12 protein-coding genes and 1 riboswitch are annotated in these 17,050 nt (G+C 51.0%); of the genes, 5 read left to right on the plus strand and 7 right to left on the minus strand.

Features of this window, described 5'->3' with window-relative positions; translation table 11 throughout:
- Positions 1-2: 2 nt before the first annotated feature.
- The 3 genes from ACR9YC_RS09490 to uvrA are packed head-to-tail and all read right to left on the minus strand — an operon-like array spanning position 3 to position 4,326.
- A complete protein-coding gene (locus ACR9YC_RS09490; protein WP_438731740.1) occupies positions 3-818 on the minus strand; it encodes a DNA cytosine methyltransferase in 816 nt (271 codons plus the stop codon).
- Positions 797-1,342: a DNA cytosine methyltransferase gene (locus ACR9YC_RS09495; RefSeq protein WP_438726828.1), complete on the minus strand. Its 546-nt coding sequence runs from the start codon at positions 1,340-1,342 to the stop codon at positions 797-799. The genes ACR9YC_RS09490 and ACR9YC_RS09495 overlap by 22 nt, the downstream gene beginning before the upstream one ends.
- Positions 1,339-4,326, minus strand: a complete 2,988-nt coding sequence (uvrA, locus tag ACR9YC_RS09500; RefSeq protein WP_438726831.1) for an excinuclease ABC subunit UvrA — start codon at positions 4,324-4,326, stop codon at positions 1,339-1,341. Before uvrA ends, ACR9YC_RS09495 begins: the two co-directional genes overlap by 4 nt.
- A gap of 437 nt (positions 4,327-4,763) precedes the next feature.
- Here uvrA and ACR9YC_RS09505 point away from each other — a divergent pair, with 437 nt between their 5' ends.
- Positions 4,764-5,963, plus strand: coding sequence for a hypothetical protein (locus tag ACR9YC_RS09505; RefSeq protein ID WP_438726834.1), 1,200 nt, complete (start codon positions 4,764-4,766; stop codon positions 5,961-5,963).
- 7 nt (positions 5,964-5,970) lie between these two features.
- Here the strand turns inward: ACR9YC_RS09505 and ACR9YC_RS09510 are convergent, their stop codons facing one another.
- Positions 5,971-6,513: a hypothetical protein gene (locus ACR9YC_RS09510; protein WP_438726837.1), complete on the minus strand. Its 543-nt coding sequence runs from the start codon at positions 6,511-6,513 to the stop codon at positions 5,971-5,973.
- A 138-nt stretch (positions 6,514-6,651) separates the two neighbouring features.
- Positions 6,652-8,589, minus strand: a complete 1,938-nt coding sequence (locus tag ACR9YC_RS09515; RefSeq protein ID WP_438726840.1) for a TonB-dependent receptor plug domain-containing protein — start codon at positions 8,587-8,589, stop codon at positions 6,652-6,654.
- 125 nt (positions 8,590-8,714) lie between these two features.
- A riboswitch (cobalamin riboswitch) is annotated at positions 8,715-8,926 on the minus strand.
- Positions 8,927-9,122: 196 nt separating this feature from the next.
- On the opposite strand from ACR9YC_RS09515, the gene ACR9YC_RS09520 reads away from it, so the two are divergent.
- The 4 genes from ACR9YC_RS09520 to ACR9YC_RS09535 all read left to right on the plus strand — a co-directional run bounded on the left by ACR9YC_RS09520 (position 9,123) and on the right by ACR9YC_RS09535 (position 14,458).
- Entirely contained in the window at positions 9,123-10,439 is a 1,317-nt protein-coding gene (locus ACR9YC_RS09520) for an MATE family efflux transporter (RefSeq protein WP_438726842.1), read from the plus strand.
- Between the two features lie 273 nt (positions 10,440-10,712).
- Complete coding sequence (locus ACR9YC_RS09525) at positions 10,713-11,864, plus strand: cell wall hydrolase (RefSeq protein ID WP_438726845.1); 1,152 nt, start codon at positions 10,713-10,715, stop codon at positions 11,862-11,864.
- 113 nt (positions 11,865-11,977) lie between these two features.
- Positions 11,978-12,355 (plus strand): hypothetical protein, encoded by a 378-nt coding sequence (locus tag ACR9YC_RS09530; protein WP_438726847.1) that lies wholly within the window; start codon positions 11,978-11,980, stop codon positions 12,353-12,355.
- A 357-nt stretch (positions 12,356-12,712) separates the two neighbouring features.
- Positions 12,713-14,458 (plus strand): putative bifunctional diguanylate cyclase/phosphodiesterase, encoded by a 1,746-nt coding sequence (locus tag ACR9YC_RS09535; protein ID WP_438726851.1) that lies wholly within the window; start codon positions 12,713-12,715, stop codon positions 14,456-14,458.
- On the opposite strand, the gene ACR9YC_RS09540 is transcribed toward ACR9YC_RS09535, so the two are convergent.
- Both ACR9YC_RS09540 and ACR9YC_RS09545 read right to left on the minus strand, forming a co-directional pair.
- On the minus strand, positions 14,389-15,426 hold the full coding sequence (locus ACR9YC_RS09540; protein ID WP_438726854.1) for a crotonase/enoyl-CoA hydratase family protein: 1,038 nt from the start codon (positions 15,424-15,426) through the stop codon (positions 14,389-14,391). The genes ACR9YC_RS09535 and ACR9YC_RS09540 overlap by 70 nt on opposite strands.
- 272 nt (positions 15,427-15,698) lie before the next feature.
- A complete protein-coding gene (locus tag ACR9YC_RS09545) occupies positions 15,699-17,018 on the minus strand; it encodes an enoyl-CoA hydratase-related protein (protein ID WP_438726857.1) in 1,320 nt (439 codons plus the stop codon).
- Positions 17,019-17,050: the final 32 nt, after the last annotated feature.

Below are 17,050 nucleotides of genomic sequence, written 5' to 3' on the forward strand. Positions count from 1 at the left end.
TTTTATTCTACCCTCGAAACCCTTCTTTGTGTTTTCGCGCTACCATAAGACGGATTATCATCTCGACTTCCATCCTTCCAAATTTTAGCAGAATTTCCATCAAACCATTTTCGCGTTCTAACATGTGATTGAATGTATATTTTTCTGAAAGGTTTTATAGCGCCGGATGTGACTGGGGTACTTAAGTTTGCTATTGTGGCGCACTCTTCGGCAATAACTGTGCCAGCAACCTCTCCTAACCTTACCGGAACTGCATTTCCAATTTGCGCGTATTTCTGACTGGTAGTCCCTTTAAATGCCCAATCACTCGGAAACCCCTGTATAGCAGCGTACTCCTTTACAGTTAGAGCACGAACTTCCACAGGATGGCACAATGAAGTACTTGCATGATTAGGCATTGTAACAAGTGTAGGGCATGGCAAGTCGAATGAGAGCCGACGCCACCACCCTGACCTACCGCCCTTAGCAAAATAGGCTTTGCCCATAGATTCCTTTTGCAGCTCTTCAGGTAAAATCCGCCAGTTTGAACCCTCAGCTACGAGACTAAGGAACTTTTTTTTGCGTGGGGAAAAGTCCATAATCTCTTCACCGGGGTCATTCATGCTTCCAATAGCATCACGAAGTGTTACCCAAGGTTCCAAATGATTATCATTGAACAAATCGACAGTCAGAGACTCAACTGAACCATGTGTTGGACTAGGAAACTCAAGCTCTCGATTAAAACGATTCCCTATAAAAAGAACGCGCTCACGCAATTGCGGTGCCCCATAATTCACTGCGTTTACTTCAAAACAATCTAAACGATAGCTAGGATCGATTTCTCTAAGATCGCTCGCAAATTGCTGTACAACTGAGCCAGCTTGTTCATCTGCTCTGAGAGGCTCTCCCCCCTATCTGGCCGAAGCGCAATTGGACGATGGTTAATAGCAGCAGACAGCAGTCCTCGCACGTTTTCCATCAAAAAATACTTTGGCTGCATCACCTCAACAAATCTAAGAAAATCCCAAATCAAGGTTCCTCGTGGATCTTGAACTGATCCTCTGCGTCCAGCCGTGCTAAACGATTGACAAGGTGGCCCACCTACCAACAAATCTAGTTCACCAGGTTTCAGTTGTAAGTCCTGTAGCAGAGTTTCAGCATCAAACTCAGCCAAGTCTTGCTGGTAAATCTTCATGCTTTTTGGGAGGTTACCCAAATCTCTGTTCTTATGAATTGTATCGCAGAATGCCTTCTCCTTTTCTACGGCAGCTAGAAGTTGAAACTGACCTACATTCTGTAGGCCAGCATCAAGGCCCATAGCCCCGGAAAACAATGAAACAACGGTTATTGGGGCTTGGCTCATTTTGCGAGCATACCTCTCAAATAATGCCCCGTAAAGCTGCGCTCATTTTTGGCGACTTGCTCCGGCGTCCCCTCCGCAACAATTTCGCCGCCTTTTACACCGCCTTCCGGCCCCAGATCGATAATCCAGTCGGCGGTTTTGATGACGTCCAGATTATGCTCAATAACGATCACGCTATTGCCCTGATCAACCAGACGGTGCAGCACCTCCAGCAATTTGCGCACATCTTCAAAATGCAGGCCGGTGGTGGGTTCATCCAAGATATAGAGCGTCTTGCCCGTGGAGCGCTTGCTCAGCTCCTTGGCCAGTTTCACGCGCTGCGCCTCGCCGCCCGATAGGGTGGTGGCTTGCTGGCCGACCTTCACATAGCCAAGGCCCACCTCATACAGCATCGCCATCTTGTCACGAATGGGCGGCACGGCTTTGAAGAAGCTGACCGCATCCTCCACCGTCATGTCCAACACATCGGCGATACTATGGCCTTTGAATTTCACCTCCAGCGTTTCGCGGTTATAGCGTTTGCCGCCGCATTCCTCACATGTCACATAAACATCGGGCAGGAAGTGCATTTCAATCTTGATGAGGCCATCGCCGCTGCATGCCTCACACCGGCCGCCTTTGACATTAAAGCTGAACCGGCCGGGCTTATAACCGCGCGCCAATGCTTCGGGCAGGCCGGCAAACCAGTCGCGAATATTGGTGAAGGCACCGGTATAGGTGGCGGGGTTGCTGCGCGGGGTGCGGCCAATGGGCGATTGGTCGATATCAATCACCTTGTCGCAATGCTCCAGCCCGGCAATCCGGTCATGCTTGCCCGCGATAATCCGCGCGCCATTCAGCGAACGCGCCGCGCCGGCATAAAGCGTATCAATGGTGAAGCTGGATTTGCCGCTGCCCGATACGCCGGTAACGCAAGTAAAGGTGCCCAGCGGCACAGAGGCTGTGACATTTTGCAGATTGTTGGCGCGCGCGCCGTGCACAGTCAGCTTCTTGCCATTACCCTTGCGCCGCTGCTGGGGCACCGCGATTTCTTTACGGCCAGTGAGATAATCCGCGGTGAGCGAGCGTTTGGATTTGAGGATCTGTTTCAGCGTGCCCTCTGCCACCACTTCACCGCCGCGCACGCCTGCGCCCGGCCCCAGATCGACAACATAATCGGCCTGGCGGATGGCATCTTCATCATGCTCCACCACAATCACTGTATTGCCCAGATCGCGCAGCCTTTTCAGCGTAACGAGCAGCCGGTCATTATCTTTCTGGTGTAGGCCAATGCTTGGCTCATCCAGCACGTAGAGCACACCGGAGAGGCCGCTGCCAATCTGGCTGGCGAGACGGATACGCTGGCTCTCCCCGCCCGAAAGCGTGCCCGATTTACGGTCAAGGTTAAGGTAATCCAGCCCGACATTGTTCAAAAAGCCCAGCCGCTCAACAATCTCTTTCAAAATCGCTTTGGCAATTTGCTGCTGCTGTTCGGTCAGATGTGCCTCTATCCCTTCGAAAAAGGCCAGCGCATCGCCCACGCTGCGGCGGGTGGAGATGGAGATATCCTCGTCCGCAATCTTGACCGCGCGCGCCTCTGGCTTCAGACGGGCACCATCGCACACTTCGCACGGCTGCGCGGTTTGATATTTGGCCAGCTCCTCGCGCATCCACGCGCTATCGGTTTGCAGCATGCGGCGGTTCAAATTGCCGATCACACCCTCAAACGGCTTTTTCACCTGATAGCTTTTGCGGCCATCCTTAAATGTCAGCGTGACGGGCAGGCCGCCCGTGCCGTGCAGGATCACATCCTGATGCGTCTCGTCCAGATCGCGCCATGGCGTGGTCAGGTCAAATTCAAAATGCTTGGCCAGACTGCCCAACACCTGCATATAATAAGGGCTAGGCGGGTTGGACTTGGCCCATGGCGCCACCGCCCCTTTTTTCAGGCTCAGCTCCGGATTGGGCACCACCAGCTCATCATCAAAATATTGCTTCTCCCCCAAACCATCACAGGCCGGGCACGCCCCCTGCGGCGCGTTGAAGGAAAAGAGGCGCGGCTCAATCTCTTCAATGGTGAAGCCTGAGACGGGGCAGGCAAATTTCTCACTAAAGATGATGCGATTGGCCGGTATGCCAGCGCCCTTCATCGCGCCGCCATCCCGCTCCAAAGACCCCGTTAGGGCTGAGCTTGTCGAAGCCTGTTTCTCTGATGCGGACAAGCGTCCTTCGTCAGGCTCAGGACTAGCGGTACTTTCTGCCTTCGCCAAAGCCTCCGCAACTGTGCCATCCGCCAGATCAACATAGGTCAAGCCATCGGCCAGTTTCAGCGCGGTTTCAAAGCTGTCGGCCAATCTGGTGTCCATGCCGGATTTCACCGCCAGCCGGTCAACCACCACTTCAATGTCGTGCTTCAGCTTTTTGTCGAGCTTTGGCGCGTCCTCAATCGCGTAAAATTCGCCATCAATACGCACCCGGGTAAAGCCGGCCTTTTGCCACTCGGCCAGCTCTTTGCGATACTCACCCTTGCGCCCGCGCACCACGGGAGCGAGCAGATAAAAACGCGTCTTTTCCGGCAGTGCCAATACGCGGTCGACCATCTGGCTGACCGTCTGCGCGGCAATTGGCTCGCCTGTTGCAGGGGAATAGGGCACACCCACACGCGCCCATAACAGCCGCATATAGTCATAAATCTCTGTCACCGTAGCGACGGTAGAGCGCGGATTGCGGCTAGTGGTTTTCTGCTCAATGCTGATGGCGGGGGACAGCCCCTCAATATGCTCAACATCGGGCTTTTGCATCATCTCCAGAAACTGCCGCGCATAAGCGGACAGGCTCTCAACATAACGCCGCTGACCCTCTGCATAAATAGTATCAAAGGCCAGCGATGATTTGCCACTGCCCGACAGGCCCGTGATAACGATCAGCTTATCGCGCGGCAGATCAATATCCACGCCTTTAAGATTATGCTCACGCGCCCCGCGCACAGAAATTTTGGTCAGCATCGTCAATCACACCCAAATCCGGAGTTTATGAACCGCATACAGTCGCAAAATACTGCTGCCGATCATCCCCTATTTTGCCCTTCAAGGCCTATGTGGAGAGCAGTCGCCGGAATTCAATCACAAACGGCAAGCACTCAGCAAGATGGCCATAGCAGCCAAGGCGAATTTCGCAATGTTCTATTTATGTTCAGCGCGCAATGCACAGCGTCAAACCACGGCGAGGCAAAGCGTGATGCATGTCACAGGCATGGCAACATCGCAACAGCTAACGCCATGAAGCGAACCCGAGGGATGGGACATGAATATCAAATGGAGGGACTAAGATGAGGAAGCCACTATTATTGTGCTGCGTCGCCAGCGGCTATATTCTTTCAGGATGTAGCGCAATTGATGGTTTTGACCGACCAAAGATTGCTGCAAAACCTGCGCCGAGCAGATTGGATGAGATTGCTTATATCAATGTACTACGATCCGCATTTAAGCAAAATACCTCTGTTGTAGATGAAGATGCAACACCGTTAAAAACTGCTGAGGCATTAAATTTGCGTAGCCAATTACAAAAGCAAGGTGCAGATATAGATATCATAAAAGAGACAAACGGTAAGCAGAATGCAAGTTTAACAGAGCTTTCAGACGAAGTTAAAGCGTTAAAGAAAAAAGACAAAAAAAACAAAAAGGATGAGGAAAGTCAGAAAAGTGAAGAAGATACATCCAGTCCTCCGAATGAGCGCGTTAATCTAGAAAAACTACAGCAATCAATAACCGCCAATAACAGACTGTGTTTTGACGGAAGCGGTTTGAAAAGATTTAAATCAAAATTGGGAGACGGCCTTGATCTTTCGAATGGACAAGAAGAATTTCTAAAAAAAGGCGAAAACACAAAAGACATATGTGTCACATATAAGGCTTATCAAAGACCCGATTTCGATGATGGCTTTTACAATGAAGAAAATCAGCGCCGTTTGCTGGAAATGCAAACCTATCTGGCCGCTGGTTTCGGGCTAACAGATTTATATTGCAATCGCTTTTTCACAACAGCGACAGCGGCAACGCAAAACCGGCAATTTGCTCAAGATCTCAATACCGGAGTAGATACACTGGTTGGTGCTGTTTTAAGCCTTTCCGGCGCTGGCGGTACCGCACAGGGCATTACAAATTCCGGCTTTGGTCTCATTGGTGATGGGATTCAGGCCTTTGACGCTGCCTATCTGGTTGCGCCTGATTTAGGGGCCGTACGCGAATTACTTGATGCCGCACAAGACCAATATCGCAAACCATTTTTTGTAGGTACGCCCGAGCAGATGAAGGAATATTTCCCCCACAGCTACCCTGCAGCGCGAGCCATTATTCAACGCTATGCAAGTCAATGTTCTTTTACAGGCATGCGACAATTAATCAGCACAACAGTGAGCGATAGGGCAGAGAGGATAAGGCGCAATCTTGAATTTGAACGCCCAGCAAGAGTGATGGGTGACAAAAACCCTAACAATGGTGATGGTAATGGTGATGCGGCAGATGCAATGCCACAAGGTCCTATGCCAGCGGCCAACCCACCAGTCACGGCTAGCCCAAACACCAATGCGCAACCCCCAAGTGCCGATACCGAAACGCGGATTTTATCCGTTCCTATTGGATAATTAGCGATTAAGCGGCAATTGGCCTCTTATCACCCAATCCCTGCGCTATGACAAAGCGCAGGGCGAGCAGACCGGCGAACCAGAAGAGATTTTCCACGCCAACGGCGGTGATAATCTCTGCAGAGAAATTTTCTGCACCGCCGCCAAAACCGGCATAAGCGCGCAGGGCAAGCTGTTGTATGGCAAAGGCTGCGGCCAGAGCCAATGGCACGGACAGCATCATCGGCGCGCTTTTGCTTTTGGTAAAGCGCAGCACGCTGGTCGCCGCGGCATAGGCCAGCATCATAGCGGCCAAAATGGCGATGCCATGGCCAAGCGCCTGTGCATCCCATGGGAAGGATAGAATGAAAAATCCGATCGCCTGATTAATGCCCCACACACCGACGAGCAACAGCATGGCATTGCGCGGTTTCATGGTCAGCGCCGCCAAGGTGGCAAAAGCGGCAAAGGGGAAGATACACGCCAAAAGCACACAGCCCAAAATGGTGCTGATGCCAAGCGAGGCAGGCCAGATCATCTCTTTGCTTTTCATCATTTCGCCGTTCATCATATCATCCCTTCATCTCTTATTATGAGGCCTAGCCAGTTTTTGCTGCAAACTCAATTGCCTGTTGCTTTTCTACTTTTTGTTTGGTCCTCCGCTGACCGCACCGCGTTGATAACAATGCGATCAGCGGAGGCAAAACCGTTATAATGTTACGCGCACACCGCCAAAGGCCGACATGCCCGGTGTGCCAAAGCCTGATACGGTTTGATATTGCGCGTCGAACAGATTTTCCACGCGGCCATAAAGCTGGATATTGTCTGTGATGTCATAGCTGGCACGCAGACGCACCACCGCAAAACCATCAAGACGCACCGAATTGGCCGCATTGTCAAAGCTGTCACTCACCAGCCGCACATCGCCGCCCAGATTCACGGGCTTTCCGGCTAGTTCTGGCGTCCAATCGGCAGAAAGGGTCAGCACATTATCAGGCTGCCGCGCAAGGACATTGCCGACATTGGCGCTGCCTGCGCTGCGGTTTTCTGTGTCGATATAGCTATAGGCAATACGCGCGATAAATGTATCTATCGGCTGGACGGACAGGTCTGCCTCCACCCCTTGCGCGCGTGTCGACAGGATATTGTCGAATGTGCCAAACGGGCGATTATCGCAAATAGCGTCAGTCACCCCAAAGCATGAAATAAAATCGATCTGATTGTCCGTATCGCGCGTGAACAGCGTGACCGATCCGCCAATGGGGTAGACGCTATTGCGGTCATTATATTGAATGCCAACTTCAAAACTCTGGCTGGTTTCCGGCTGCAAATTGGTGTTGCCAAAGTCTGACAACAGCTGGAACAGGCTGGGCGCACGAAAACCTTCCTGATAGGCGCCGACCAGCTTCCAACCAACATCCAGCGCAATGCTGGCATCAGCGCCAAAGGTCACTTGGCTGCCAAATTGCTCATGATCGTCAACGCGCAAGCCAGCGGAAATATTCACTACATCATCATTATAGCGCAGCAGGCCATAAGCGCTATCAATACCGCTTTCCGCCGCCGTGCCAAAGGGGCCGGTTTCAAAGCGCGTTTCCTCATTTTCCAGCCCGAAAAACACAGTGACATTGTTCACTGGCTGCAGCTCACCGCGCAGCTCTATCCGCTCATTACGTCCTTCCGCAAAAAAGCTGACATCATCGCCAAAGGCCGGATTAAAATTATCGCGGTCAATATCGGCAATGGAATAGAGCGCGCGCAGCTCCAAATTATCACCAGAATATTCCACGCCCGCAGATGCGGAGAATTGCTGCGTTTCCTGAAACTCATCGGTATCGGCAAAGGCAAAGGCAGGGGCGGGAAATCCATCAATGTCCAACCGACTTGTCGCAAAACGGCCCTGTGCGAACAGATATATTCCGCTGGTCAGACTATATCCCGCATGGCCATTAATGTAGCTTTGGCGGAAACCGTCATTCTCTGTGCCATCGGCAAAGCTGGAAAAGCCGTCATTATCAAAATAACCACCGGAGATATTCACATCCAGCCCATCCGCAATGTCAGGCCTTACGCTGCCGGAGAGGTTGACCGTGCCGAAAGAACCACCCTCACCTGTGAGTGATGCTGTGCCGCGTGATCCTCTGGTGTCCAATGCAATGACGCCGCCAATGGCATTGCTGCCCCAGATGATAGAATTGGCGCCGCGCAATATCTCTACCTTGGTGATATTGCCAGTCTGCACATTGGCAAAATCAAAGCCTGCGCCCGGCGCAGACGGGTCATTGAGCCTTATGCCATCAATCAACACCAACACCTGATCCGACGTGCTGCCCCGCACGCGCACTGATGTAAAGCCGCCAATCGGGCCATTGCGCGTGGTGGTTACGCCTGGTGCGCGCTCCAGAATCTGCGTGATATCCGGCGTTTGTATCTGATCGATTTCATCTGCGCCGATAATGGTGAGAGCACGATTGCTATTGCTGGTACGATCAGAGAGTGCGCTGCCCAATACGGTAATAAACTCATCATGCACACGATCTGCTATCACTATACGATTGTCAGCCTCGAATTGATCATCATTGTTTGCAGATATATCCTGCGCAGCGGCGGATACTGACCACAAACACGTACCAACAGCACTGCTCATTAGCAGTGTATTTCTTATATATTGTCGCATGGCTTTACTCCTTTTCCCATGACGTTCACGCACGTGTCGTCACGTGGAAAAGCGCAGCTTTCCCTCCGTTCCCCTGGCACACCCCGTCCAGCGGATAGGACGACGGATAACAGGCTGGTCTCCTGGCTCCCGGGTCAATGCAGATGTGCCGCCTTCCCGGTTGTAAACCAGTGGCATTAAGGCGCATTCGCTCTCCGGTCACAGTTGCGGGGGCAGCTCCGGCATGATGCAGCGCGGTTGCGCCATGATCTTCCGATATTCCCAATTATCACTCCATTACAGAATGACCTGTTTCCTGATGCCGCCTATAAATCGGCATATGTCCTCTGGCAAGGCTTGATCGCTATCCCCATATCCGCCAAAGGGTTGCCAACCGGCAAACCCTATCAAGCCCGCACATCATAACAAAAGAGCGTCCTATTCCCCAATCCAGCCCAGACAGCGCCAAGCCCAAGGCTCCAAGCGCGTCTCCCCAAAAAGGCAAGTTTCTCAGTGGCAATTTAATGCGCCATGTTGCGGTGATGACATTAACATCATCGCTTGGATTGGTGACGATGTTCTCGGTCGATCTGCTTGACCTGTATTTCATCTCCTTATTGGGTGACCCTGCCCTCACTGCCGCAATGGGCTTTGCCGCAACATTGCTGTTTTTCAATTCAGCGCTCAACATTGGTTTGATGATCGCCATCAGCGCCCTAGCATCGCGTATGGTCGGTCAGGGAAAGGCGGAACATGCCAATGCGCTGCTCACCCATGTCATGGCGTTGGGCATATCGCTATCAGCACCCGTGGCGATAATATTCTGGCTATTCGCGCCGCAATTTATGGATCTGATAGGCGCAGAGGGCGGCGCGAAAGATGCCGCCATCCAATATATCCGCATCGTCGCCCCCTTTGGCCCCGTGACAGTTTGCGGCATGATCGCATCAGGCTTTTTGCGGGCCTATGGCGATGCACGGCGCGCGATGAACACGACATTGGCCATGGCCATTACCAACGCTATATTTGATCCTCTGCTCATCTTCGGATTTGGTCTGGGCTTTACAGGGGCGGCTTATGCAACTGTGTTGTCAATATTTGCCATGGCGGCATTTGGTCTCTGGCCCGTACTGAAGATTTATGGCGGTTTCGGCACTTTCCATAGGCATGAATTTGCCAATAACTTCCCCGCCATTCGGCGCATTATGGGCCCGGCGATTTTGACCAATTTGGCCACACCTGTCGGCGGATTCATTACCTTTAGCTATCTCTCTACCTATAGCGACGACGTGATTGCCAGCTATTCCGTTATCGGGCGCATTGTCCCCGTTGCCTTTTGTTTGCTGTTCTCGCTATCCGGTGCAATCGGGCCAATTGTCGGGCAGAATTTCGGTGCTGGCGACATGGGCCGGGTCCGCAGCACGATAAATTGTGCCATTGCATTTGCCGTTGGTTACACCTTGTTGATCTGGCCTGTTCTGTACATTTTGGTGCCCATAGTCGGTGCGCAATTTGGTCTTGGTGAAGAGGGCGTCTACTTGCTGGAAGTCTTTGCGATTGTTGTGGTTCCTTTATTCTTGTTCAACGGCATTTTGTATATTTCCAACGCAGCGTTTAACAATCTTGACCGCGCCAACTGGTCAACCTGGCTGAACTGGGGGCGCAACACCATTGGCATATTGCCCTTTGTCTATTTTGGCGCGATCTATGCAGGCCCAGCTGGGGTTGTCGCCGCGCCTGCATTGGGCGGGGTGGTCTTTGGCATTTTGGGTTATATTTTGGCGCTGCGCCTTATTAAACGCAGAGAGGCAGATCTGGCCACAGCAACGGCTTTACCATGAGCGTGGTTACAGTTTTGATAGATGAGTTTACAAGGCCATATATATCTTAGTTAAAGTATTGAATAACCGCATTTTCAAATACTAATACTTCTGTCCCTCGCTGTCTCATGCCGGGACGAAGCCGTAACGATCCTATCCAAACATCGCATGCTCTCCTATAGATTAAAAACCGTTAACTTATCCCGATTCTGGGGCATGTTACGCTATTGGGGCTCGACAAAGTTGAAATTTCGGCGCGCAAAAAATATTATATATTTACCGGATCGCAGCGCGATGCCGGTGCGCGAAGCGCGCCCACAGCCACGTAAAAAAACACAGCGTCCATCTATAATCAGCCTTTTGTCTTTGCGGGAGAAATTGCTCACTCTTTCGCTATTTGCAGTCTCCACCTTTTCAGTGATGCAAATCGCTATCGCGCAGAACAGTTATATCAAGCCAGAGATGGTGCAATATAGCGATACCCGCGAATTATGGTCCGAACGCAGCCAGGACAATTTCCCTGGCTCCGCCTTTTATTTCTTGGATGAAAGCAATGGCGATTGGATTGACCCTGCAGTGCAGCAGGCCGGCATTGATGCAAACGGCGGACAAGGCTCACCCTCTTTAACAGCGGATATCAATGCGCAAGCTCCATTAGGAGCTGCACAATTTGGTACTGGCGCAAGTGCCAGCAAATTCCGCCTGACGGGGCTAACAAACAGCCAATATCGGGCGCAGCAATGCCTGACCACTGCCATTTATTATGAAGCGGCTCTAGAGCCTGATGCCGGACAACGGGCCGTTGCACAGGTGATCCTTAACCGCGTTGCCCACCCCAGCTACCCCAAATCGGTGTGCGGCGTAGTTTATCAGGGCTCCGAACGTTCGACCGGTTGTCAATTCAGCTTTACCTGTGACGGGTCATTACGCCGTAAACCCAATGGCTTTTATTGGAAACGCGCGCGCAAAGTTGCGACCGCAATGTTGGCAGGAGAGGTTTCCATACCCGCCGGTCTGGCGACCCATTATCACACCAGTGACATTCGCCCCTATTGGGCCCCTAGCCTAAATTTCCTAGGCACTATCGGCAATCACCGCTTCTATAAATGGCGCGGTGCAGCAGGCAAAAAGAGCGCATTCTCGCAAAGATATAGCGGCAGTGAACCCCTGCCCGGCCCCTATCCACGTAAAGTGGCTGCTGGCAAAGCCAAGACTGCAGACCCGGTCGCGCTGGCCAAATCCTATGAAGATGCAATGGCGCTTAGCAAGCAAGCACAAAACACAGCGCCAAAGGCCGAAAGCAATGCGTCGGCAGTATCTGCCCGTAAGTCAGCCCCGAATGCGCAGCCGCCAGTACGTAATGATGCGATTGGTAAAGCTGCAAATTCAGGCGATGTTCTCCCGCAATATCGCGAATCTGGACAATGGATAAGCCAGCCCAACTAGGCCTCTAGCCCGTCAAAATATGGCCTGTATTCACGTCATGGTTAACGAAACTGTGCTTTGATTTAACCACTATACGCAAGACCACCTTATCCTTTTTTGTATAATTCGGGCGTATGGAAAAGCCATATTCAGCACATAAGAGTCGTATTGCACCCTGCCTTATTCGCAGTAATAATAACGCGCTCGCTGCTCAAACTATGTGCCATTATGAAGCCGCAAATGACAATCAGCCCGATACACAGTCGCAAACCGATTATGTACACAATGTGCTGGACAATGCCATTATATTAGCTGCCATAAGACTGTTTGCAGAGCATGGTCTGAACAGCGCTGAACATGCCTTAAACAATGCCGAACGCTGCTTTTGGGCCGATGACTCTCTTGGTCACAAATGGTGGATGGCTATATCGCATCAGCTGGATCATAAGCTCGTTAATCTTCATGAGGAACATGGGGGCAAGCGCACATCTGTAACGCAAGAATTTGCTTAATATGGCATATGTTGCGGATTGACGGGGAATAAGACGTCTGAGCACAAAAAGCGGGATTAAAAAGCCTTTTAAAAAAATTAAAGGTGTGGTGAAGGTGCCGTTAACCAAAAGCACAGATATCTATGAGATACCGATCTCAAGAAGGAGTGCGATATTAGCAGCAAAGCATCACGGCTTAATGGAGTTTTTGGATCCGACCCGCTAAACGATCGGGTACGGCATGCCTTGATATCCACATTATACACATCGCCCCTATCTTTGACATTGGGCGCGCTGTGCGGGGCTTTGGCGTGCATTTTCATTGCTTATTCTGCCAATAGTATCGCAATACACATCGGTACATGCATTTTGTCGGCTGTGGTTATATTTCGCATCGTAACAGCCTATGTTTTCGATTCCAAAATTCGCAATAGAGGCTCTCGCAATCTTGAACTGATTTATGAATCAGGAGCATGGGCATATGCTCTCTCTTTGGGCTCAGTTGCTGGCCTTACCGTGTTATACGCTTCTGATATCAACCTGCACGTTCTCGCCGCAGCCAATGCCATTGGCTATGCTGCTGGCATCTCCGGCCGCAATGCTGGCCGTCCTGTTATCGCCATTGGCCAAACCGTTTTAACAACAATGCCGCTTGCCATATGTTTGGTCCTTGAAGGTTCGCCAAGCTATATTGTGCTTTCCATCTGTATCACATTGTTCATCGTTGCGCTGGTCGGCATAACCATCAACACTTTTGCCATTATCCGCGACAGCTTTGATGCCGCCGAACAAAATGCAAAGCTGGCTGAAAAAATGCGCAGCTATGCCCGCACAGATATTGTTACCGGCCTTTTGAACCGCGCCGGGCTGAACGGCCATTTGATCAAAATGTTCGCGCAAAAGGATAATAGGAACAATATCGGTGTCTTCTGGCTCGACCTTGACCGGTTTAAAGAAGTGAATGATACGCTGGGCCACCCTGTTGGCGACCGTCTGCTGGTTGAGACTGCGAAACGTTTACGCACTCTGTGCAAAGATGACATTGTTGCGCGCTTTGGTGGCGATGAATTTGTGGTTGTGACCCAAGATAAAGATCGCCGCGAAATGGAAGCCATTGCGCAGAATATCTTGAAAGAGCTGACACGCCCCATACGTTTGGATGGGCACAGATTGTCGATCAGCGTTTCTATTGGTATCGCGGTCATGCCGGATAATGGCAATGATATTGATACCATCATGCAAAATGCCGACCTTGCACTTTATCACAGCAAGGTGAATGGCCGGAACCAATATAGCTTCTTTGCCAATGCTATGAACCGTGATTTGATGTTCCGACGCGAGATAGAAAGCGAATTGCGCGAGGCCATTAACGAAGACCAATTGGAAGTTCATTATCAACCTATTGTTGACCTTGCGACCAATGAAGTACGTGCTTTTGAAGCATTGGTACGCTGGAAGCATCCGACCAAAGGCGATTTATCACCATCAGATTTCATTCCGATCGCAGAGGATACAGGGTTGATAATTACGCTTGGCAACTGGATCACAGCACGCGCCTGTGAAGCAGCGGCGCAATGGCCTGAACATATCTCGGTCTGTGTAAATGTATCGCCCGTCCAGATGAAAGCGCCTGGCGCATCATTGGGCATTTTGCGAGCCATTAAAGACGCTGGCATCAGCCCGCAGCGGCTGGAGCTGGAGATTACGGAAACAGTCTTCATAGACGAAGACGACACCATCACCCACTTTATAGACACTTTACAGGTTGAAGGCATTAAACTGGCTCTTGATGATTTCGGAACCGGCTATTCTTCACTATCCTATTTGCAAAGCTATAATTTCAGTAAGATCAAGGTCGATCAATCTTTTGTTAGCGGGCCAAGTGCTGGCTCAAAGTCTGATGCCATTATCCGCGCAGTGGCAGAATTGGCCAAAACGCTGGAAATGGAGATTGTTGCAGAAGGTATTGAAACACCTAGCCATGCCGCATCAGTTGCCGCAGCCGGCTGCACCCAAGGTCAGGGCTTTTTGTACAGCAAAGCTATGCCAGCAGATCAGGCCCGTCGTTTGGTAACGTCAGGTGATCCCCTATTTTCAGAGCCATTGTCCGTCGCGTTTAATTGAATAGGCGCATATTCCGCAGCGTTCTTGGAAATCAATTTGGTTTGCGCTGCAACCAGTCGCTGCATCAATCTGATATTATGCTCGCTCAAGCGCAGCGCGGAATCGGCCCATATTTCTACAATATCTTCGAGTTCCTGCAGAGTAATATCTGACGCTCTTGCCATGGCTTTGGTGCCGCCGAGCAAACCGTGAAAGCGGCGGCGCTCACGCTTGATAATTTTGTCAACCGCTGCCTTACCCTCGCCTTTGTCAAACAAAGCATGGACCAGACCCATATCATATAGCTGTTCAGCCGTATACGTTTCGCCGCCCATTATCATGCGTTCCGCCATGGCAGTGCCAATTTTGCGTGAAAGGAAGCTGTGCGCACCCATTCCGGGGAAGAGGCCAAACATACTCTCCGGTAAACCGAATTTGGCGCCGCGCTCTGCGGCAATTATGTCAAACGACAATAATGCTTCAAATCCGCCGCCCAGCGCGTCGCCTTCAACCAGACCAATTGTCATCATGGGAAGGTCTAGCGAGAGGAAGTTACGGTGCAGAATCTGCACACATTGCCAGCCATAATCGACCAAAGCATCGCGGTCATTATCGTGGATGCAATCAACAAAGAAATCCAAGTCCCCGCCATAGCAGAAGACGCCAGGAAACCGTGAGCCCAAGACCAGAAAATCAAGCGGCAATTTATCTGGTCCAAAGCTGCTTTCTATGCCTCTTTGCCAGCGTTTGAAATCGTGCAGCAGCGATGCGGTAAAGCTCGGGCGCCCTTTAGGCTTCATGAATGTCCATAAGGTGCTTTGTTCTGGGCTGTATAGACAGTCCAGCTCTTTCATCTGAAAAAGTTCTGGCGCTATTTTCAGCCGTTGCTCGGCGGATTGGGCTAGCTTATCAAGTGCGGCCTTGGGCTCGCCATCTTCAGCAGCGGACCAGTTCTCAAGCTCGACTTTCCCACTTTGCATTCCGTCCATGACCACGCCCCTGTGTTATGATGAGAATTTTATATCATCATCACGGTCATATTTGCAAAATCATTAACCCTAAATTAGCAATTTTTATTCGTATCTGAAATATTGTTGTAGGATAATCACAACATAACCATCATTTATTAGCCGGAACTACTATGGCACAGCGTGTAATATCCCCAATTGTTGCAAATTATGCAGGCTTAAGGTCCATTTTTTCATCAAATGGATGATTTCGATTGTTACTATATGGATGCGCTTGTTACGCCATGGTAATGCTATTTGCCTTGAAAGTTTGGCGGCCTTTTCTCCAATATCGCGTCAACCGCCTCTCTGTGGTCATCCATCTGCTGCAACACGCCCTGCCATATAGCAGCCTGATCAAGATGTTCTTTCAGTGTTACATCACGCGCATCTTTGAGCAATCGTTTGGATTTGCGAATGGCTATTGGCGGATATTGGACAATCTGCTGTGCCAACTCCATGGCGCGCTCCAAAAGTTCGGCAGGTTCCAGTGTCTCGGAAACAAGACCATAATCCTGCGCCTTGACTGCGTCTATAAACTCACCAGTAAGCAGCATCTGGCTGGCCCGCGCCATGCCGACAATTCTGGGCAACAGCCATGCCCCGCCATCGCCCGGAATAATCCCGACACGCAGAAAGCTCTCTGCAAAGGTCGCATCATTCGCTGCGATACGGATATCGCACATACAGGCAAGGTCACAACCTGCGCCAATGGCATGGCCATTAACCGCCGCAATAACCGGAACCGACATTGCATCCATGATGTTGGGAATACGTTGAATATGGGTGCGGTACCAATTTTCCAGCTCAAGCGGGCTCATCCCTTGATCCGCCGTCAACGCTTTGATCTGCTTGATATTTCCGCCCGAGCAAAAGCTCGCCCCTGCGCCTGTCAATATAACACAGGAAATATCGGGGTCGTTATCCGCTCTTTGCAAGGCATCAACCAATGCGGCGATAACATTTTCTGCCAACGCATTGCGCGTGTCAGGGCTGTTCAAAGTGATCGTCGCAATGCGGTCGCTAGAAGAATAGGTCACCACATTATCGGCCTTACCAATGACGGGCGCAGAGGTTACGCCAGCATCCGGCTTTGCAATGCGCCGCTTTTTATCGGCATAATCACCATTGTGAAACAATAAGGGCGGTTTCTCATCATGTTCATAGCCGACAACTTCACCGACAAAAATGATATGGTCACCGCCTTCATAATTATAGCGCGTTTTGCAGCGTAATCGTGCCGTACAGCCTTCCAACAATGGTGGCCCAGCATCGCCAATATCCAACCCAGCAAATTTATCAGCGCTGCGCGATGCGAAACGGTTGGACAGCGCGTCCTGATCGCTCGCCAATATATGCACATTAAAATCTGCGGCCTGTTCAAATGCTGGCATAGACCGTGACGATTTGCTGAGCGACCAGAGTATAAGCGGCGGGTCCAGCGATACCGAGTTAAAGCTGTTTGCCGTTACGCCTACAGGGTTATTATCAGCATCACGCGCTGTAATGATGGTAACGCCAGTAGCAAACTGACCAAGAGCATCGCGATATGTTCGGGGGTCAAAACTGTCCATTCCTCTGAAATAGGCTGCGTCCTGTATTTATG

This window comes from Parasphingorhabdus sp. DH2-15, assembly GCF_051668705.1.
Taxonomy (GTDB): domain Bacteria; phylum Pseudomonadota; class Alphaproteobacteria; order Sphingomonadales; family Sphingomonadaceae; genus Alterisphingorhabdus.

Excerpts from the sequence above, each read along its gene's own strand:
- ACR9YC_RS09495 (WP_438726828.1), bottom strand. The coding sequence starts at position 1,342 with ATGAGCCAAGCCCCAATAACCGTTGTTTCATTGTTTTCCGGGGCTATG.
- uvrA (WP_438726831.1), bottom strand. The coding sequence starts at position 4,326 with ATGCTGACCAAAATTTCTGTGCGCGGGGCGCGTGAGCATAATCTTAAA.
- ACR9YC_RS09510 (WP_438726837.1), bottom strand. The coding sequence starts at position 6,513 with ATGATGAACGGCGAAATGATGAAAAGCAAAGAGATGATCTGGCCTGCC.
- ACR9YC_RS09515 (WP_438726840.1), bottom strand. The coding sequence starts at position 8,589 with ATGAGCAGTGCTGTTGGTACGTGTTTGTGGTCAGTATCCGCCGCTGCG.
- ACR9YC_RS09520 (WP_438726842.1), top strand. The coding sequence starts at position 9,123 with ATGCGCCATGTTGCGGTGATGACATTAACATCATCGCTTGGATTGGTG.
- ACR9YC_RS09525 (WP_438726845.1), top strand. The coding sequence starts at position 10,713 with ATGCCGGTGCGCGAAGCGCGCCCACAGCCACGTAAAAAAACACAGCGT.
- ACR9YC_RS09530 (WP_438726847.1), top strand. The coding sequence starts at position 11,978 with ATGGAAAAGCCATATTCAGCACATAAGAGTCGTATTGCACCCTGCCTT.
- ACR9YC_RS09540 (WP_438726854.1), bottom strand. The coding sequence starts at position 15,426 with ATGGACGGAATGCAAAGTGGGAAAGTCGAGCTTGAGAACTGGTCCGCT.
- ACR9YC_RS09545 (WP_438726857.1), bottom strand. The coding sequence starts at position 17,018 with ATGGACAGTTTTGACCCCCGAACATATCGCGATGCTCTTGGTCAGTTT.